The sequence below is a fragment of the Klebsiella sp. NPDC088457 genome (assembly GCF_044900465.1).
In the GTDB taxonomy this organism is placed as follows: Bacteria; Pseudomonadota; Gammaproteobacteria; order Enterobacterales; family Enterobacteriaceae; genus Klebsiella.
In genome coordinates this window covers 1-19,511 of the sequence record NZ_JBJDNH010000016.1, presented here as the reverse complement: position 1 = coordinate 19,511, position 19,511 = coordinate 1, and the positions used below count along the sequence as shown (strand labels likewise).

Genomic DNA, 19,511 nt, shown 5'->3' with positions numbered 1-19,511 from the left:
AGTTGCTTCATTACTGCGATTGCGTTCCTAAAGTTTGATAACCCGGCACCTGAACAGCGGCTTGCTGAGTCTGGGCTTGTCCAAACTGAAGCTGTTCTGCATGCAGGCGACGCTGCAATTCATAGTCCTGCAGCATAGCATTAATACGGCGGCGCTGTTCTTGCACCTGCACCTGCTGACCGCTGCCCGCCGACGCATCAGCCGGAACGCCCAGACTGACCGGGCTGGCTTTACCCATCATTGGCATGGTGTTGAAAACCGGTGCCTCAGGCTGCTGAGATGAGTCGCTTTGCCCATTATATTGTTGGACGCCGACGATAACCGCCAGCGATACGCAGGCAGCCACCCCCATCTGAGTCAATGAGCTGGCCCATGGACGCACTTTCTGCCAGAAAGGCATCTGACGCCACTGGTGTGGTGCCGGCTGAGATTCGGGAATAAGCGGCACCGTCTGGCGAACGGGCTCATTTTCAATGGCGGCCATGACGCGGGCTGAGATATCAAAATGGAGCATCTCAGCGGTATCGCCTCGCAGCGAATCGCGGATGAGATGGTAGCTCTCCCAGGTCTTTTGCATTTCAGAAGAACGGCTCAACTCATTGAGCAGCTCATTATCCAGCGTTTCACCATCCATTAAAGCCGAAAGTTTTTCTTTCTGCATGCCTGATACCCTTTTCAGTATTCCGCTATCGTCAACGCCTGATTAGCGGTTGAACTTTATTATCAATAGCTTCTCGTGCCCGGAAAATACGCGAACGTACTGTCCCTACCGGACAATCCATGATGGCGGCTATCTCTTCATAGCTCAGGCCATCCAGCTCCCGCAACGTAATTGCCATGCGTAAATCTTCCGGGAGCGATTCAATGGTACGAAAAACTATTTGTCTCAGTTCTTCTGACAACATTAAGTTCTCAGGGTTCGAAATTTCTTTCAGTGCTCCACCACTTTCGAAGTTTTCCGCCTCGTTGGCGTCAACATCGCTGGACGGTGGGCGGCGCCCCTGAGCTACCAGATAATTCTTCGCCGTGTTGACGGCGATACGATACAACCAGGTATAAAAAGCACTATCCCCCCGGAAGGACTCCAGCGCGCGCCATGCTTTTACGAACGATTCCTGAACAACGTCAGGGATATCGCCCGGTGGCACATAGCGGGAGACCAGGCTCGCGACCTTATGCTGATAGCGCACCACCAGCAGATTAAACGCTTTCTGATCTCCTTTCTGGACCCGTTCAACGAGGACCTGATCCGTTAACTGCTCGCTCATCCGAGGTAATGTCTCCCCAAACCTAATTCCCATGCATCTTCAAAGCACTACCCAATCACTGCATTATGAGCAAGCAGACGATTGGAGTGTCTGAAAACAATAAAGTTCCGTTACGCCTTTGATTTTTGTCTGGCAACGGCGGACGGTTTGTTATCTCTCATTATATGTCCCGTTACTCAACGCCTGATAAGATGATGATGAAAAAGCGTAAGGTCCGCCAGAAGGGTAACGTAACCTTGCTTTTATTTCACTATAAAATCTGAAGCTAACGATCTGCTTCGCAAATATTTTCTTTCGTTTACACCTCGCCCGCACGCGCCCCGATGTTTAGTCCCCACAACGAACGGTAAAAAAAATGTACGATTTATCACGACCTGGTGCTATTGTGGCCCAATCGTGTTTAGTAAATTAAACAAAGGCCATGAATACAACTCCTGACTACTCTTGTGATGTGCTGATCATCGGCAGCGGCGCCGCCGGTTTGTCCCTTGCACTGCGTCTGGCGGAGCACAGTTCCGTTACCGTACTCAGCAAAGGCCCCATCAGCGAAGGTTCAACCTTCTACGCGCAGGGCGGAATCGCCGCCGTTTTTGATGAGACGGACAGCGTGGAATCCCACGTTGAAGATACGCTCATCGCCGGAGCCGGTCTGTGTGACCGCCATGCCGTCTCTTTCGTGGCCAGCAATGCCAAACCTTGCGTGCAATGGCTGATCGATCAGGGCGTGCTGTTCGATACTCAGACCCAGGCCAACGGCGAACAGAGCTATCACCTGACCCGCGAAGGCGGGCACAGCCACCGTCGCATCCTTCACGCGGCCGATGCCACCGGCAAAGCGGTGGAGACCACGCTGGTCAGCAAAGCGCTCTCGCACCCGAATATTCGCGTGCTGGAACGCAGTAACGCAGTCGATCTGATCATTTCCGATAAAATCGGCCTGCCCGGTACGCGCCGCGTGATGGGGGCCTGGATCTGGAACCGTAATAAAGAAAAAGTGGAAACCTGTAGCGCGAAATCCGTCGTCCTGGCCACCGGCGGCGCGGCAAAAGTGTATCAGTACACCACCAATCCGGATGTCTCTTCCGGCGACGGGATTGCTATGGCCTGGCGCGCGGGTTGTCGCGTTGCTAATCTGGAATTTAATCAGTTTCACCCCACCGCCTTGTATCATCCGCAGGCGCGTAATTTCCTGCTGACCGAGGCGCTTCGCGGCGAAGGCGCATACCTGAAACGCCCGGATGGCTCCCGGTTTATGCCCGATTTTGACGAGCGCGGCGAACTGGCCCCACGCGATATCGTCGCCCGCGCCATTGATCATGAGATGAAACGCCTCGGTGTCGACTGTATGTATCTCGATATCAGTCATAAACCTGAAGCCTTTGTCCGCCAGCACTTCCCGATGATCTATGAAAAACTGCTCGGACTGGGGATCGATTTGACCAAAGAGCCGGTGCCTATCGTACCTGCCGCCCACTATACCTGCGGCGGCGTGATGGTTGATGACAACGGTCGTACCGATGTCGATGGGCTGTACGCTATCGGCGAGGTCAGCTACACCGGGCTACACGGCGCTAACCGCATGGCCTCCAATTCGCTGCTCGAATGCCTGGTCTACGGCTGGTCCGCCGCCGAGGATATTATTCAGCGCCTGCCGTCAGCCCAGCCGGCCAACGGGCTGCCATGCTGGGATGAGAGCCAGGTTGAGATCCCCGATGAGCTGGTGGTGATTCAGCATAACTGGCACGAGCTGAGATTGCTGATGTGGGACTACGTCGGGATTGTGCGCACCACCCGGCGCCTGGAGCGCGCGCTGCGCCGAATCACCATGTTGCAACAAGAGCTCGATGAATACTATGCCCGCTTCCGCGTCTCCAACAACTTGCTGGAATTACGCAACCTGGTGCAGGTCGCCGAACTTATCGTCCGCTGCGCGATGCAGCGCAAAGAGAGCCGCGGGTTGCACTATACGCTGGATTATCCGGAGCAGCTCGCGGAGAGCGGGCCGTCAATCCTCTCCCCTCAGGTTCACATAAAGAGATAAAAGTCCTGGGTCAGGGCAATAAATCCCTCGGAGTATTGTTGCTCTGGCCCACGGATAATCAGCCGATCGCTAAAACACTCCCCCGCCGTCGGCGAAAAGGCCAACAGCACCCGATGCGGTGGGCGCATCTCCGTTTCCACCACATCGGTACGTAAACGCAGATGCCAGCCCAGGGTGTGCGCGCGCTGCACAAATTCATTACCGATATCCACCGGGAGCACCACGCAGAAAAAGCCCTCTTCTGTGATACACTCCGCGACGCAGGTGAGTAGCGTCACGTGATCGAGCGTGGTGGTGTATCGCGCCTGCTCGCGCTGCGATGTCGCGCAAGGCACGCCTTCGGCAAAGAACGGCGGATTGCTGACAATCAGTTCATAGCGCCGGGTTTGCGGCGGCTGCCACTGTTGAATATCGGCCTGATGCACTTCGATGCGCGCGGGCCACGGAGAGGCCGCCACGTTGTCTCGCGCCTGTTCCGCAGCATCTCCGTCAAGTTCCACTGCGTCAAGCGTTACCCGCGCGTCGGTGCGCTGAGCCAGCATTAAGGCCAGTAAACCGCTGCCGGTCCCGATATCCAGCACGTGTTTTACCTGCGCGATTGGCGCCCACGCGCCGAGCAGAATACCGTCGGTACCGACTTTCATCGCACAGCGATCGTGAGCCACAAAGAACTGTTTAAACGTAAAACCATTGCGCGGCAGCGCAAACTTCGACTGAGACATCCTCAACTACCTTGCGGGCTAAAAACTCCGGAGCTTAAGGCTATGCACAATACCGGAGAACAGATAGCCTTACAAACAGATGAACATTGTGCCCGTAACGTCTATAATCGTCGGTCCACTCAGAGGTAGATAATGACTGTAACGACTTTTTCCGAACTTGAACTCGACGAAAACCTGCTGGAAGCCCTCCAGGAAAAAGGTTTCACACGCCCGACAGCCATTCAGGCCGCCGCTATTCCGCCTGCGCTTGATGGCCGTGACATTCTCGGTTCAGCCCCAACAGGCACCGGTAAAACAGCGGCATATCTGCTGCCAGCGTTGCAGCATCTGCTTGATTTCCCGCGTAAGAAGTCGGGGCCGCCGCGTATTCTTATCCTGACGCCAACCCGTGAGCTGGCAATGCAGGTTGCCGACCACGCGCGCGAGCTGGCTGCCCATACCCATCTGGATATCGCCACCATCACCGGCGGCGTTGCGTATATGAACCACGCGGAAGTGTTCAGCGAGAATCAGGATATCGTGGTCGCCACCACCGGACGACTGCTGCAGTATATTAAAGAAGAAAACTTCGATTGCCGGGCGGTGGAAACGCTGATCCTCGACGAAGCGGACCGTATGCTGGACATGGGCTTCGCTCAGGATATCGAGCACATTGCCGGTGAAACCCGCTGGCGTAAGCAGACCATGCTGTTCTCCGCCACCCTTGAAGGCGATGCGATTAAAGATTTTGCCGAGCGTCTGCTGGAAGAGCCGGTTGAAGTGTCGGCGAATCCGTCCACTCGCGAACGTAAAAAAATCCATCAATGGTACTATCGCGCCGATGACGTCAAGCATAAAACCGCCCTGCTGGTTAACCTGCTAAAACAGCCGGACGCCACCCGCTCTATCGTCTTTGTGCGTAAACGCGAGCGTGTTCATGAACTGGCGTCATGGCTGCGCGAAGCCGGCATCAATACCTGCTGGCTGGAAGGCGAGATGGTCCAGGCAAAACGTAACGAAGCGATTAAACGTATGACCGATGGTCGTATGAACGTGCTGATTGCGACAGACGTTGCCGCCCGCGGAATTGATATTCCGGACGTTAGCCACGTCTTCAACTTCGATATGCCGCGCACCGCTGATACCTATCTGCACCGTATCGGGCGAACCGGTCGCGCAGGGAAAAAAGGCGTGGCCATTTCTCTGGTTGAAGCCCATGACCACCTGCTGCTGGGCAAGATTGGTCGCTACATCGACGAGCCGCTGAAGGCGCGCGTTATCGACGAACTGCGCCCATCCACCCGTGCGCCGAGCGAGAAGCAAACCGGCAAACCGTCTAAGAAAGTGCTGGCCAAACGCGCAGAGAAGAAAAAAGAAGAAAAAGAGAAGCCGCGCGTGAAGAAACGTCACCGTGATGCTAAGAATATCGGCAAGCGTCGTAAGCCGAGCGGCAGCGATACGCCGCAGCAGTCGAGCTAAGAGTACAAGAACGCCGGGATATCCCGGCGTTCTTGCATTTACATCCGCTGGCGACAGCGCCGCGGGGAGCGACAGGCAGCGTTACCCTGTGGGCCGCTGAGTGAGGAATGCGTCATCATGAAAAAAAAAGATTTCGTCACCCAGGATCTGCTCAGCAAAATCTACCAGCACAATGACCCCGGCCCCCGTAAACTCCCGCCTGAACGCCGGCTGGCGGAGGAGTATGGCGTCTCACGGTTTACCATTCGCCAAGCGCTGGAAAAACTCGCTGACATCGGCGTCATACGTATCGTACAGGGCTCAGGGATTTGGATAAACGAGCGAATGAGCAACAACCCGCTGGTATATAACTCCATCACCGAAAAACGCTTCGATCGGATGCGCTATCAGACAATCAGCCTGCATAAAAAGCGCCCCGACCGCGAGGAGCAGCAGATTTTCGGCATAACGGATGAGGAGTTTATCTGGCAATTTTGCCGCCTGCGCTTCGTTGATAACGTAGCGGTGCAGATTGAGATTTCGCGTATGCCGGCCGCCGCCTTTGCCGATCTTAGCCGGGAGGTTATCGAACGCTCGCTGCAGCAGTACGTGCTTTCCAGGGGATATCAAATTTCACATTTGCTCACCACCTATCAGGCGGTGAGCGTCAGCCGGGAACAGGCCGCCCTGCTGGGCTGCAAAAAGGGCATTCCGGCCATGCATATTAACAATCGAGGGATCCTCGACGGCGGGCAGGTGTATGAAATCAGCGATATTATCGATATCAACTACTCCTGCACCTACGTTATTCCGCATAATCGCGACAACTTAACCTTCCGCCAGGCGCCCTCGGACTAATTATGGCGTATGGATCGTGCCGTCAGGCAGGCGGCTCTGCGTCCATTCGTGCGGACGATAGACCACAGGATACGTCTGCGCCAGTTGTTGGTTAAAGCCGACGCCAATCCCTGCCGCCGTGGGTGGATAGATAAACCCGTTATTGACGCTGGGCGCTCCGGGGAATACCGCATCAGTAGCGGCAGAACGCGGTATAAATTCCTGAATTGCGGCATTATTGAGGTAGATATTCAGGTGGGTATTGACCGCAACCCCAATCGGCGTCATATCGCCGGGCCCGTGCCACGCCACGCGCACGCCGAATGCCTGACACAGCACCGCCAGCTTCAGGGCCGGCGTAATCCCGCCAATCTGCGAAATATGGCAGCGGATAAAATCAATCTGCCGGTTAACAATCAGGTCATGCCATTCAGCCGGATTATTAAACAGCTCCCCCATCGCGAGCGGAATTGCGCTTTGCTGGCGGATCTGCGCCAGCCATGCGCTCTGCTGCGGCGCTAAAATATCCTCAATAAACCACGGCTGATAGGGCTCGAGCTGCTTCGCCAGCTGCAGCGCCTGCTGCGGGAAGAGCCGTTCGTGGACGTCATGAAGGATATGAAAACGGTGCCCGTAGCGCGCTCTCAGCAGCCGGAACATCTCCACCGTATTCCTGATGTACTCATCCTGATCGTAATAGGCGCCCGGCGTCGGGTTCTCCGGCGTATGTATCTCCTGCGCTGTGCCGCCGTAAAAACCGAGCTGGCAGCGAATGTGGCGATAGCCCTCTTCCAGCAGACGCTCAACGGATATAAACAGCACCTCCGCCGTCTCACCGCTGGCATGGGTGTAAGCCGGGATAGCGTCACGGGATTTGCCGCCAAAAAGCTGGTACAGCGGCATTCCCGCCAGCTGGGCTTTGATATCCCAAAGCGCCATATCAACGCCGGCGATAGCGTTATTCATTACCGGCCCGTTTCGCCAGTAGGCGTTGACGTTCATCATCTGCCAGAGGTCTTCAATATTGTTCGCATCGCGGCCAAGCAGCAGCGGCTTGAGGTATTCATCAACCATCGTTTTGACCGCCAGCGGGCGCTGCTGGAAAGTCGCGCAGCCGTGGCCCACGGCCCCTTTGTCGGTGGTCACGCGTACCGTGACCAGGTTATGGCGATCGGGGCGGGTGATAAAACACTCAATATCGGTAATTAGCGTAGCGTTCACGGCAAGGCTCCCTGCGGCAAAAATAAAAGGTGATGCCAATTATCTTCACCCTATTTATTACGCAAGGTAAACCTTTTTATTTAATAAAATTTTGGTTCGTAAAACAGATTTAATTTCATTAAAAAACAGACCAATTTAGATAAAACCCACTAATATTACCTATAACTGCGGCAATTTGTGACTGAGCTCATATTTTATTGGTTTGTTTTTATAAATCGGCTTATTTACCATTTCACGACGTAAACAGCACAACATATTGCTTCAGGAGCCGGTATGGAGACGCAAGATGCAATTAGCAGAATTATTTTGCTGATTGGCGGAAAAGAAAATATTAATAACGTCTGGCACTGTATGACCCGATTACGCTTTGATTTAATTGATGATAACAAAGTAGAAAAAGAAGAGATTAAGAAACTGCCCGGCGTGCTCGGCGCGCAGCTGCAGAGCGATCAGTTTCAAATTATCATCGGGCCGAAGGTTAATAACTGGTATGAACGCCTGCTCGCGGCATTAGGTACCGTCGGCGAAGAGGCCGCCGAAAAGCCCCGCCAGCGTAAGGGGCCAGTGTCGCTGTTTATGGATACCGTCTCGGGCGTTTTTGGCCCAATCGTGCCAGCCATTGCCGGAGCCGGGATGATAAAGGGCCTGCTGGCCGGACTGATCGCGCTGAAGGCGGTGCCGCAAAATAGCGACACCGTTATGATCATCGACCTTATCGCCAGCGGTGTATTCTATTTCCTGCCCTTTTTCCTTGCCGTCTCGGCGGCAAAGATCTTTAAGACCAACGAGTATCTGGCCGTCGCCGTTGCCGCCTGCCTGATGTACCCAACCCTGATTGATGCCGCGAAGGCGCTGGCAGCCCATCACGAGGGGGCCGCTTCCGCGCTGTGGCTGCTAAACGCCGTTCCCATCCCCGTATTCAACTACGCCTCCAGCGTGATCCCGGTTATCTTCTCCGTGCTGGCGCTGAAATATATCCACGCCTGGGTCGATCGCATTATGCCCGAAGTGCTGAAAACCGTGTTCACGCCGACGCTGGCGCTGTTTCTCGGCGCGCTGGCGGCGCTGGTGATTATTGGTCCGGTTGGCATTTGGCTTGGCAAAGCGCTGGCGTGGTTTATTGAAGGTCTGTTCGGCATATCCGCCGGTTTTGCCGGGCTGGTTGTGGGCGCTATCCGCCCGGTCGCGATCCTGACGGGGATGCATCATGCGATGACGCCCATTGCCCTGCAGAACTTCAGCGATCGCGGTTACGACATGCTGATGCCGATGATGTTTATGGCCAATATGTCGATAGCGGGCGCCACCTTTGCGATCTGGCGCGTAAGCAAAAACCGGCAGGAGCGTACGGTCACGCTGTCCGCGGCAGTTTCCGCGCTGCTGGGGATCACCGAGCCCGCGCTATTTGGCGTCTTAACGCGCTATAAAAAAGCGTTCGTCGCGGCAACCATTGCCAGTTCGCTGGCCTCAGCCTTTATCGCTTTCTTCGGAGTACGGCTGTACGGTTATATTTTATCGAGCATTTTTAGCCTGCCGGCTTACATCGGTCCCTACTTTATCTTTGCGCTGTCAGGCGTGGCTATCGCCATACTATTGTCGTTCACGCTCACTACGCTGCTGGTAAGACGGGAACCGTAGCCCGACATAATAAAAAACCCCCGGCTCGATTGAACCGGGGGTTTTTGCTAACGCTTACAAACTTTCAGTGAAAGTACGCGCGATAACGTCACGCTGCTGTTCTGGCGTCAGGGAGTTAAAGCGCACCGCATAGCCAGAGACACGAATGGTCAGCTGCGGGTATTTTTCCGGATGCTCAACCGCATCCAGCAGCGTTTCACGACGCAGCACGTTCACGTTCAGGTGCTGGCCACCTTCAACGCGCACTTCCGGCTTAACGTCGAGCGGAATTTCACGGTATTCGATTTCGCCAAGTTTGTTGACCGCAACCACATCATCTTCAGCAAAACCGCCTTTTGCACACAGGCAACGCGCTTCGCCTTTTTCGCTATCCAGCAGCCAGAAAGAGTTCAGCAGGTCGTCGTTTGCAGCTTTAGTAATTTGGATACCAGTAATCATTTGATGCCTCCCTTAGGCAATTTTTATTCGTCTTATTGGCCCTTTCCCGGCCAATTGGTAAAACCAATGTTGTCTGAGTGTATGTATATCAGTCAAACACCGGGCATTCATTGACTTAAATCAATAAAAACCATGTAATAAAAATGGGTATAGAGGGATATTATTGTTTTACATCAAGTTACGCCATATCCCACGCAAAATATTTTTGTAAAATTTCAATTTTTTTTGCATGTAAAACGTCAGCCGCGCAGTACCTATTTTGTTATGCCGAAAGAAGCAGTTAAGCTATAGCCATAACACTTTGCAGGAGAGCAGGATGACCACACCATTGACCTGGCACGACGTGCTGGCGGAAGAGAAGCAGCAGCCCTATTTTGTCAATACTCTGAAAACCGTCGCCGAAGAGCGCCAGTCGGGTATCACGATTTATCCGCCGCAAAAAGACGTCTTCAATGCCTTTCGCTATACCGAACTGGGCGATGTTAAAGTGGTCATTCTTGGGCAGGATCCCTATCACGGGCCCGGGCAGGCGCACGGTCTGGCCTTCTCCGTGCTCCCCGGTATCCAGACGCCGCCGTCGCTGCTGAATATGTATAAAGAACTGGAGGGAACCGTCCCTGGATTCAGCCGCCCTCCCCATGGATACCTCGAAAGCTGGGCGCGACAGGGCGTACTGCTGCTCAACACCGTCTTAACGGTGCGCGCAGGCCAGGCGCATTCACATGCCAGCCTGGGTTGGGAAACCTTTACCGATAAAGTGATTTCGCTGATAAATGAACATCGGGAAGGGGTGGTGTTTTTACTGTGGGGGTCTCATGCGCAGAAGAAAGGGGCGATTATCGATCGCCAGCGTCATTGCGTACTGAAAGCGCCGCATCCATCGCCGCTTTCCGCCCATCGCGGCTTCTTTGGCAGTAATCATTTTGTGCAGGCCAATCAGTGGCTGGCCGAGCGTGGCGAAGCGCCCATTGACTGGATGCCGGTACTGCCCGCCGCGCAGGAATAACGCTGGCGCAACGCGGCAGAAACAAAAATGCCAGCCTCGCGCTGGCATTTTTTTGCGTGAACTCAGCCGTCAGGCCTTGTTCTGCCGCCACCATTCGGCCAGTAAAACACCGGTCGCGACGGAGACGTTCAGGCTTTCCACATTTCCGGTACCTTGAATGGCAACGTTAAGATCGGCGCTGGAAATCGCCGCATCGGACAGACCATCACGCTCCTGGCCTAACGCCAGTACCATTTTCTTCGGCAGCTCGGCTTTATGCAGCGGCGTACCGTTGTGGCTGGAGGTGGAAACGATGGCGTAGCCGGCCTGACGGAACTGCTCCAGCGTATCGAGGAAGCTGTCGCCGGTGATCGGTTCTACGTGTTCTGCGCCACCTTCTGCGGTACGGATCGCCGCGCCAGACTCCAGCATGCCGGCGTCCTGTACCACCACGCCCTTCACGCCGAAATGCGCGCAGCTACGCATGATTGCGCCGAGGTTATGCGGGTTACCAACATCTTCCAGCGCCAGTACGCAGTCTTCTGCATCGGCTTTAGCGACCCACTGGGCCACCGAGGTGCCGTTGCGTTTCTTAATCAGGAAGCAAACGCCGCCGTGGTGTTCAGTGCCGGAGGCTTTTGCCAGCTCAGCTTCATCAACAACATGATAGGCTTTGCGGTTCGCCGCCATCCAGCGCAGCGCTTCTTTGAAACGCGGGGTGACGCTCTGGACAAACCAGGCCCGCACAATCGCTTCCGGGCGGCTCTGGAACAGCGCCTGACAGGCATTCTCACCGTAAACGCGGGTCTCTTCCGCGCGCTGACGACGCAGGACTTCCGGATCGATAAAGCTTTTGCCGCTGATGCCGCCGTGATCGGGCTTCAGCGCCGCTTCATCATTTGGCGCACGCGACACCGTACGCCACGGAGAGGAACTCTCGCGATCGGCATCATCACGTTTACGATCGTCACGTTTGCGGTCATCACCGCGGCTGTTTCGCTCATCGCGGGCAGGGCGGCTACGGCCGTCGACACGAGATTTTCCTGGACGCCCTCCCCCTTTCCCGGTACGCGGGTTATGGGTGCGTCTGTCAGAATCATCATCACTGCGGACATACATCACTTTGACCTTGCCGCTTTTATTTTTCAGTTCGTCGCTCATCAATTTTCTCCACCTGCGCTGCGCGAAGCGCGCAGATTACCCGATGTGTCACCGCTGCGCCATGATTTCGTTTAAAAGATAGGGTCTATCGTATTCATTGAACAAAACACATTGTTGTTTAAGAGTCGCTAATCGATAATATGTAACATTAAAGATACAAATCGGCCACGTGCCATGCTGCAACCTATAACCAGAGGTTAGTTATGAATACCGTTTGTGCCAGTTGTCAGGCTCTGAACCGCATCCCCGACGAACGTAGCGCTGATGGCGCTAAGTGCGGACGCTGCGGCCACGATCTTTTTGACGGCGACGTCATCAACGCGACCGGGGCAACGCTGGATAAACTGCTGAAGGACGATCTACCCGTTGTTGTTGATTTCTGGGCGCCATGGTGCGGCCCTTGCCGTAATTTCGCCCCGATCTTTGAAGACGTTGCGGAAGAACGCAGCGGCACGATGCGCTTCGTCAAAGTGAATACCGAAGCCGAACGCGAGCTGAGCGCCCGTTTCCGCATCCGCAGTATCCCGACCATTATGATGTTTAAAAATGGTGAAGTCATCGACATGCTGAACGGCGCCGTACCCAAAGCGCCATTCGACAGTTGGTTAAACGAAGCCAACCAGCAATAAACCGCCAGGGGCACCGCTTGTGCCCCTTTTTCTGCTCTGCGACAATGGCGTTTTTCCTTAGCGACACTTTAATGATTGATAACGCCGTCCTTCGTCTTCGCGCCGAACGTCTCGCTCGCGCGACCCGGCCGTTTCTGGCCCGTGGTAACCGCATTCACCGCTGCCAACGCTGTCTGCTGCCATTGAAGCAGTGCCTGTGCGCAACTCTGGCGCCCGCGCAGGCCGCCAGCCGTTTCTGCCTGGTGATGTTCGATACCGAACCAATGAAGCCCAGCAATACCGGGCGGTTAATCGCGGATATCCTGCCGGACACCGAAGCATTTCAATGGTCGCGAACTGAACCGCCGCAGGCGTTGCTTGATGTCGTCGCCGATGCGAATTACCAGCCCATGGTCGTCTTTCCGGCCTCATATGCAGGAACGGAACGCCAGGTGCTGAGCGCCCCGCCAGCGGGTAAACCACCGCTATTTATCATGCTTGACGGTACCTGGACGGAAGCGCGAAAAATGTTTCGCAAAAGCCCGTATCTCGATGCACTTCCGATTATCTCCGTCGATCTGTCACGCATCTCCGCCTATCACCTGAGAGAAGCTCATGCCGAGGGGCAATACTGCACTGCGGAAGTCGCCATTGCGCTGCTGGATCTCGCGGGGGATGAAACGGCGGCCCGCGCGCTCGGGGACCACTTTAGCCTGTTCCGTACCCGCTATCTGGCAGGAAAGACTCAGCATAAGGGCAGCATCACAGCACAATCGGTAGAAAACGTTTAAAATCATTCGGTCACTGGGGATCAAAGGAGACCGGTATGAGCCAACGAGGCCTGGAAGCGCTGCTGCGACCAAAATCGATCGCCGTTATTGGCGCATCAATGAAACCACAGCGTGCCGGCTATCTGATGATGCGCAACCTGCTGGGCGGTGGATTCAACGGCCCGGTTCTGCCGGTCACGCCGGCCTGGAAAGCTGTTCTGGGGGTGCTGGCCTGGCCCACTATCGATAGTCTGCCGTTCACTCCCGACCTCGCCGTACTCTGCACCAACGCCCGGCGCAATCCCGAACTGCTGGAGGCCCTGGGGCAAAAGGGGTGTAAGACCTGTATTATTCTCTCTTCGCCAGCGGAACAGTCCCCCGCGCTGCTCGAATGCGCCGCCCGCTACCAGATGCGCCTGCTGGGCCCTAACAGTCTCGGCCTGCTGGCCCCCTGGCAAGGACTGAATGCCAGCTTTTCCCCGGTGCCGATTCATCGCGGCAAGCTGGCGTTTATCTCGCAGTCCGCCGCGGTTTCCAATACCATTCTGGACTGGGCGCAGCAGCGCGAAATGGGGTTTTCTTACTTTATCGCGCTGGGAGATAGCCTGGATATCGACGTTGACGATCTGCTCGACTTTCTGGCGCGCGATAGCAAAACCAGCGCCATTCTGCTCTATCTTGAACACATCAGTGATGCCCGCCGTTTTGTTTCCGCGGCCCGCAGCGCATCGCGCAATAAGCCGATTCTGGTGATCAAAAGCGGTCGTAGCCCGGCCGCGCAAAAACTGCTGCACGTCAATTCAGGTATGGATCCGGCCTGGGATGCCGCTATTCAACGAGCAGGTTTACTGCGGGTGCAGGATACGCATGAGCTCTTCTCGGCGGTCGAAACCCTCAGCCATATGCGCCCGCTGCGCGGCGAGAAATTAATGATTATCAGCAACGGCGCCGCTCCTGCCGCGCTGGCGCTGGATGAGCTGTGGCTACGCAACGGCAAGCTTGCCACCCTCAGCGCAGAGACCGGCGACAAACTGCGCCTGGCGCTACCGGGTGGGGTTAGCATCGCCAACCCGCTGGATTTGCGTGATGATGCCAGCAGCGAGCACTATCTCAAGGCGCTGAACGTACTGCTGGATAGCCAGGATTACGACGCCCTGCTGGTGATTCATTCCCCCAGCGCTGCAGCCCCCGGAACTGAAAGCGCGCTGGCGCTGATTGACGCCCTGAAGCAGCATCCGCGCGGTAAGTACGTTACTGTACTGACCAACTGGTGCGGGGAATACTCTTCCCAGGAGGCCCGCCGTCTGTTCAGCGATGCCGGTCTGCCAACCTACCGCACGCCGGAAGGGACCATTACCGCCTTTATGCATATGGTGGAGTACCGACGTAACCAGAAACAGCTGCGGGAGACGCCGGTGCTGTCAGACATGGTGACAGCTAATACCGCGGAAGCCCATATACTGTTGCAGCGGGCAATTAGCGAGGGTGCCGGTTCATTAGATACGCATGAGGTGAGCCCGGTATTGCACGCTTACGGCATCCACACCCTACCGACCTGGATTGCCGCCGACAGCGCTGAAGCGGTACATATCGCTGAGCAAATTGGTTACCCGGTCGCGCTCAAGCTACGTTCGCCGGATATCCCGCACAAATCGGAAGTTCAGGGCGTCATGCTCTATCTTCGTACCGCCGCAGAAGTGCAGCAGGCGGCGGACGCCATTTTCGACCGCGTAAAAATGACCTGGCCGCAGGCGCGAATTCACGGCCTGCTGGTGCAAAGCATGGCAAACCGCGCCGGCGCGCAGGAGCTACGCGTCGTCGTTGAGTACGATCCGGTGTTCGGCCCGCTGATTATGTTAGGTGAAGGCGGGGTAGAATGGCGTGCTGAAGATCAGGCCGCCGTCGCCCTGCCGCCGTTAAATATGAATCTGGCCCGCTATCTGGTGATCCAGGCGATCAAGAGCAAGAAGATCCGCGGTCGTAGCGCGCTGCGCCCGCTGGACGTCCCGGGCTTGAGCCAACTGCTGGTTCAGGTATCGAATCTTATCGTCGACTGCCCGGAGATCCAGCGACTGGATATCCACCCCCTACTGGCCTCCGGTAACGAGTTTACCGCCCTCGATGTCACCTTAAGCCTTGCTCCCTTTACCGGCGACAGCGAAAGCCGGCTGGCGATACGCCCCTATCCGCAGCAGCAAGAAGAGTGGGTGGTCATGAAAAATGGCGAGCGCTGCCTGTTCCGCCCGATCCTGCCGGAAGATGAACCGCTGCTGGTGGCCTTTATCGCTCAGGTTACGAAGGAAGATCTTTATTACCGCTATTTCAGCGAGATCAATGAATTTACCCATGATGATTTAGCCAATATGACGCAGATCGACTACGATCGAGAAATGGCGTTTGTTGCCGTTCGCGCGACCGCCGGAGGGAATGAGATCCTCGGCGTCACGAGGGCTATCTCCGATCCGGATAATATTGATGCGGAATTTGCCGTACTGGTGCGTTCCGATTTAAAAGGGTTAGGTTTAGGCCGGCGCCTGCTGGAAAAGCTGATTGCCTATACGCAAAACCACGGCCTGCAGCGTCTGAATGGGATCACCATGCCCAATAACAGAGGCATGATCGGCCTCGCCAGGAAGCTGGGGTTTGCCGTTGATATTCAACTGGAAGAGGGGATTGTGAGTTTGTCCCTGCAGTTTGCACCACAGCAATCATAAACCGGCGGCCGCAATTGTTGACCACATTCGCGAGCAGTAATGTTATTATTGCCCGCTTACGTCGTCTGCATGGTACAGAAGACCCTTCAATAAACAGAGAAGAAACGCACTGTGATGTTGTCAAAATTTAAGCGTAATAAACATCAACAACACCTTGCCCAACTCCCTAAGCTTTCTCAGTCAGTTGATGATATCGAGTTCTTTTACGCTCCTGCGGATTTTCGGCAAGCGTTACTGGCCAGGATAGCCCACGCCACCCAGCGTATTTGCATTATTGCGCTCTATCTGGAACAGGATGATGGCGGCAAAGGAATTCTGCAGGCGCTGTATGACGCCAAACGCCAGCGCCCTGGGTTAGACGTTCGCGTTCTGGTTGACTGGCATCGCGCCCAGCGTGGGCGTATTGGCGCGGCGGCAGCCAACACCAACGCCGACTGGTACTGCCGTATGGCTCAGGAAAACCCGGGGGTCGATATCCCGGTCTACGGAGTGCCGGTCAATACGCGAGAAGCGCTCGGCGTTCTGCATTTTAAAGGTTTCATTATCGATGATTGCGTCCTCTACAGCGGCGCAAGCCTGAACGATGTTTATCTGCATCAGCACGACAAATATCGTTACGACCGCTACCAATGTATTCGCAACGGCAAAATGGCCGATGTGATATTCGATTGGGTCGAACACAACCTGGTCCAGGGGCGCGGTGTGAACCGCCTTGACAGCGCCGCTCGCCCGAAAAGCCCGGAAATCAAAAATGATATCCGTCAGTACCGCCAGGAGCTTCGCGACAGCAGCTATCATTTTCTCGGCAACGCCGATGATGACCAGCTGTCGGTCACGCCGCTGGTGGGTCTGGGCAAATCAAGCCTGCTGAATAAAACCATTTTTCATCTAATGCCCTGCGCCGAGCATAAGCTGACTATCTGCACCCCTTACTTCAACCTGCCGGCCCTGCTGGTACGTAACATCATCCAGCTGCTGCGCAGCGGGAAAAAGGTGGAGATTATCGTTGGCGATAAAACGGCAAATGACTTCTACATTCCGGAAGATCAGCCGTTTAAAATTATCGGCGCCCTCCCCTATCTGTATGAAATCAATCTGCGTCGTTTTCTGAGTCGACTGCAGTATTACGTCAATACCGAGCAGTTGATTGTGCGTCTGTGGAAAGATGACGATAACAGCTATCACCTCAAAGGGATGTGGGTCGATGACGAGTGGATGCTGCTGACGGGTAATAACCTCAATCCGCGGGCCTGGCGCCTGGATCTGGAAAACGCCATTCTTATTCACGATCCGCAGCATCAACTGGGCGCTATGCGTGAAAAAGAACTGCATCTGATTCGCCAGCACACCACCGTCGTGAAACACTATCGCGATCTGCAAAGCATTGCTGATTATCCGGTAAAAGTACGCAAACTGATTCGTCGGCTAAGACGGATCCGTATCGACCGGCTGATCAGTCGTATTCTCTGAATATCGGCCCCGCATCGTCGGGGCTTTTTTCTGGAATGACTATGCGTAAACTCATCTTGATTACCCCACTGTTGCTCACCGGCTGTAGCCATATGGCCAATGACGCCTGGAGCGGCCAGGATAAAGCCCAGCACTTTCTTGCCTCGGCCATGATCTCTGCCGCAGGCAACGAATATGCCCGGCATCAGGGATACAGCCGTGAGCGAAGCGCCGCTATCGGCTTTATTTTTTCCGTCAGCCTGGGGGCGTCGAAAGAGCTTTGGGACAGCCGCCCGGCAGGAAGCGGCTGGAGCTGGAAGGACTTTGCCTGGGATGTGGCCGGTGCCACGACGGGCTATGCCGTGTGGCAGCTGGCGCACCAATAAACCTACAACCGTAGCCCTTTACCTTTACGATGCAGCATCAGGGAAACCAGGAATGCTATCGCCGCCATCACCGTAACATACCAGTAAAAGGCATGTTCTATTCCGGCGGATTTTAGCGACAGTGCCACATACTCTGCCGAACCGCCGAACAGCGCATTCGCCACCGCATAGGATAACCCCACCCCTAGCGCACGAACCTGCGCCGGGAACATCTCCGCTTTCAGGATCCCGCTGATCGAGGTATAGAAACTCACGATCATCAATGCACAGATGACCAGCGCAAACGCCGCATACGGTGAAGTCACGCCCTGCAACGCGCTTAAAATCGGCACGGTAAAGAGCGTCGCTAATGAGCCGAAGCACAGCATTGATGTCCGGCGTCCCATCTTATCCGACAACGCCCCGAATAGCGGTTGCACCAGCATGTAAACAAACAGCGCAGCGGTCATAATCATACTGGCCGTGCTGGCGCTCATCCCTGCCGTATTAACCAGATATTTCTGCATATAGGTGGTGAAGGTATAAAAGCTTAACGAACCGGCGGCGGTAAAACCAAGCACCATCATAAAGGCTTTCCGGTTGCGCCATAGCCCCTTGAAGGAGCCCGCCTCTTTTAACGCACGTGTCTCCTGCTTAGAGGTTTCATCCAGCTGACGGCGCAGCCACAGCGCCACGATGGCAAGAACGGCTCCCAGGGCAAAAGGTATACGCCATCCCCAGGCATGCAGCTGCCGATCGCTGAGAATTTGTTGCAGCGCAACCACGACCAGTACGGCCAGCAGCTGTCCACCAATCAGGGTGACATACTGGAATGAAGCGTAGAAGCCTTTCTTGCCTTCAATGGCGACCTCGCTCATGTAGGTAGCGCTAGTCCCGTACTCACCGCCTACGGAGAGCCCCTGGAACAGCCGGGCCAGCAGTAATAATGCCGGGGCCCAGGTACCAATCGTCTCGTAGCCTGGCAGGCAGGCAATTACTAACGATCCCATGCACATCATGCATACTGAGATAAGCATTGACGCTTTACGCCCACGACGGTCGGCTATCCGGCCAAACAGCCAGCCGCCAATTGGCCGCATCAGGAAGCCGGCAGCGAATACCCCGGCGGTTTGTAATAACTGAGTGGTGGTGTTTCCGGAAGGGAAAAAGATGTGCGCAAAGTAGAGAGAGCAGAATGAATAGACATAAAAATCAAACCATTCAACCAGATTCCCCGAAGATGCTCCCACAATTGCCCATATACGGCGGCGGGTATCGCTATGATCGTGCGATCCCCGTTCGTTAATACTACTTTCTGCCATTGTAATTATGCTCCAGCAAAGACTGCAATCTGTCTTGTCGGGCGTACCACGTCACTGAGACAAATCAATTAGTAAAGCAAATGTTATATAATTGTTATTGAATTATATGTGATTGAATTCACATTTTTTTTTCGTAACGTGGTTTTCGGAATTAACACTACAGCATGGGCGGGGATAAAGTGAAATATGGTGAGGTGGCGGCTACAGCAGGCTTTTATGTTGCCTGCACCGGCAGATTCTTTGCTGTTGTTCCTTGTTCTGAAAACGCAAAAATCCCATCCGCGAGGATGGGCTTCTTACTGGTTTGATGCCTGGCAGTTTATGAATCACTCTGTGATCCACCCTTCGGGCCGTTGCTTCGCAACGTTCAAAAGCTTTCGCTTTTGTCCTACTCTCTTTCGAGTAGTGAACTGCCTCAAAGGTCAGTGCCATACTTCTGTATTTGATGCCTGGCAGTTCCCTACTCTCACATGGGGAGACCCCACACTACCATCGGCGCTACGGCGTTTCACTTCTGAGTTCGGCATGGGGTCAG

Annotated in this window: 17 protein-coding genes and 1 rRNA gene; 10 read left to right on the top strand and 8 right to left on the bottom strand. The window is 55.0% G+C overall.

The annotated features are described in order from the left end of the window. Nucleotides 1–10: 10 nt before the first annotated feature. Both rseA and rpoE read right to left on the bottom strand, forming a co-directional pair. On the bottom strand, nt 11–661 hold the full coding sequence (gene rseA, locus ACI2JR_RS12115) for an anti-sigma-E factor RseA (protein ID WP_132726166.1): 651 nt from the start codon (nt 659–661) through the stop codon (nt 11–13). A 31-nt stretch (nt 662–692) separates the two neighbouring features. Further along, the gene (gene rpoE / locus ACI2JR_RS12110; protein ID WP_004866461.1) at nt 693–1,268 is read right to left on the bottom strand and encodes an RNA polymerase sigma factor RpoE; all 576 of its coding nucleotides are present in this window, start codon (nt 1,266–1,268) and stop codon (nt 693–695) included. 421 nt (nt 1,269–1,689) lie between these two features. Between rpoE and nadB the strand changes: the two genes are divergently transcribed. Next, entirely contained in the window at nt 1,690–3,309 is a 1,620-nt protein-coding gene (gene nadB / locus ACI2JR_RS12105; protein ID WP_462478649.1) for an L-aspartate oxidase, read from the top strand. Here the strand turns inward: nadB and ACI2JR_RS12100 are convergent. Further along, the gene (locus ACI2JR_RS12100; protein ID WP_462478648.1) at nt 3,294–4,031 is read right to left on the bottom strand and encodes a tRNA1(Val) (adenine(37)-N6)-methyltransferase; all 738 of its coding nucleotides are present in this window, start codon (nt 4,029–4,031) and stop codon (nt 3,294–3,296) included. The genes nadB and ACI2JR_RS12100 overlap by 16 nt on opposite strands. A gap of 132 nt (nt 4,032–4,163) precedes the next feature. Between ACI2JR_RS12100 and srmB the strand changes: the two genes are divergently transcribed. Continuing rightward, nucleotides 4,164–5,489: an ATP-dependent RNA helicase SrmB gene (gene srmB, locus ACI2JR_RS12095; protein WP_132726175.1), complete on the top strand. Its 1,326-nt coding sequence runs from the start codon at nt 4,164–4,166 to the stop codon at nt 5,487–5,489. A 117-nt stretch (nt 5,490–5,606) separates the two neighbouring features. After that, nucleotides 5,607–6,326 (top strand): GntR family transcriptional regulator, encoded by a 720-nt coding sequence (locus ACI2JR_RS12090; protein WP_132726178.1) that lies wholly within the window; start codon nt 5,607–5,609, stop codon nt 6,324–6,326. Here ACI2JR_RS12090 and ACI2JR_RS12085 read toward each other — a convergent pair whose 3' ends face one another. Further along, a complete protein-coding gene (locus tag ACI2JR_RS12085) occupies nt 6,327–7,526 on the bottom strand; it encodes an enolase C-terminal domain-like protein (RefSeq protein ID WP_462478647.1) in 1,200 nt (399 codons plus the stop codon). It abuts the gene before it with no gap. A 273-nt stretch (nt 7,527–7,799) separates the two neighbouring features. On the opposite strand from ACI2JR_RS12085, the gene ACI2JR_RS12080 reads away from it, so the two are divergent. Next, nucleotides 7,800–9,164 (top strand): PTS transporter subunit EIIC, encoded by a 1,365-nt coding sequence (locus ACI2JR_RS12080; RefSeq protein ID WP_132726184.1) that lies wholly within the window; start codon nt 7,800–7,802, stop codon nt 9,162–9,164. Nucleotides 9,165–9,218: 54 nt separating this feature from the next. Here the strand turns inward: ACI2JR_RS12080 and grcA are convergent, their stop codons facing one another. Then, nucleotides 9,219–9,602 (bottom strand): autonomous glycyl radical cofactor GrcA, encoded by a 384-nt coding sequence (grcA, locus tag ACI2JR_RS12075; protein WP_004866471.1) that lies wholly within the window; start codon nt 9,600–9,602, stop codon nt 9,219–9,221. A gap of 316 nt (nt 9,603–9,918) precedes the next feature. Here grcA and ung point away from each other — a divergent pair, with 316 nt between their 5' ends. Beyond that, on the top strand, nt 9,919–10,608 hold the full coding sequence (gene ung / locus ACI2JR_RS12070; RefSeq protein ID WP_132726187.1) for a uracil-DNA glycosylase: 690 nt from the start codon (nt 9,919–9,921) through the stop codon (nt 10,606–10,608). Nucleotides 10,609–10,677: 69 nt separating this feature from the next. Here ung and ACI2JR_RS12065 read toward each other — a convergent pair whose 3' ends face one another. After that, on the bottom strand, nt 10,678–11,748 hold the full coding sequence (locus ACI2JR_RS12065; protein WP_132726190.1) for a tRNA/rRNA methyltransferase: 1,071 nt from the start codon (nt 11,746–11,748) through the stop codon (nt 10,678–10,680). Between the two features lie 203 nt (nt 11,749–11,951). Here ACI2JR_RS12065 and trxC point away from each other — a divergent pair, with 203 nt between their 5' ends. The 5 genes from trxC to ACI2JR_RS12040 all read left to right on the top strand — a co-directional run bounded on the left by trxC (nt 11,952) and on the right by ACI2JR_RS12040 (nt 17,675). Continuing rightward, nucleotides 11,952–12,377: a thioredoxin TrxC gene (gene trxC, locus ACI2JR_RS12060; protein WP_132726193.1), complete on the top strand. Its 426-nt coding sequence runs from the start codon at nt 11,952–11,954 to the stop codon at nt 12,375–12,377. A 71-nt stretch (nt 12,378–12,448) separates the two neighbouring features. Continuing rightward, nucleotides 12,449–13,147, top strand: a complete 699-nt coding sequence (locus tag ACI2JR_RS12055) for a tRNA-uridine aminocarboxypropyltransferase (RefSeq protein ID WP_132726195.1) — start codon at nt 12,449–12,451, stop codon at nt 13,145–13,147. Between the two features lie 35 nt (nt 13,148–13,182). Continuing rightward, nucleotides 13,183–15,840, top strand: a complete 2,658-nt coding sequence (gene pat, locus ACI2JR_RS12050; RefSeq protein WP_462478646.1) for a protein lysine acetyltransferase — start codon at nt 13,183–13,185, stop codon at nt 15,838–15,840. Between the two features lie 114 nt (nt 15,841–15,954). After that, the gene (gene pssA, locus ACI2JR_RS12045) at nt 15,955–17,310 is read left to right on the top strand and encodes a CDP-diacylglycerol--serine O-phosphatidyltransferase (protein ID WP_462478678.1); all 1,356 of its coding nucleotides are present in this window, start codon (nt 15,955–15,957) and stop codon (nt 17,308–17,310) included. A 41-nt stretch (nt 17,311–17,351) separates the two neighbouring features. Then, nucleotides 17,352–17,675: a YfiM family lipoprotein gene (locus ACI2JR_RS12040; protein WP_462478645.1), complete on the top strand. Its 324-nt coding sequence runs from the start codon at nt 17,352–17,354 to the stop codon at nt 17,673–17,675. A gap of 2 nt (nt 17,676–17,677) precedes the next feature. Here ACI2JR_RS12040 and ACI2JR_RS12035 read toward each other — a convergent pair whose 3' ends face one another. Together ACI2JR_RS12035 and rrf are read right to left on the bottom strand one after the other, a co-directional pair. Continuing rightward, entirely contained in the window at nt 17,678–18,976 is a 1,299-nt protein-coding gene (locus ACI2JR_RS12035) for an MFS transporter (RefSeq protein ID WP_132726204.1), read from the bottom strand. Nucleotides 18,977–19,423: 447 nt separating this feature from the next. Beyond that, nucleotides 19,424–19,511, bottom strand: a 5S ribosomal RNA gene (rrf, locus tag ACI2JR_RS12030); the annotation flags it as partial.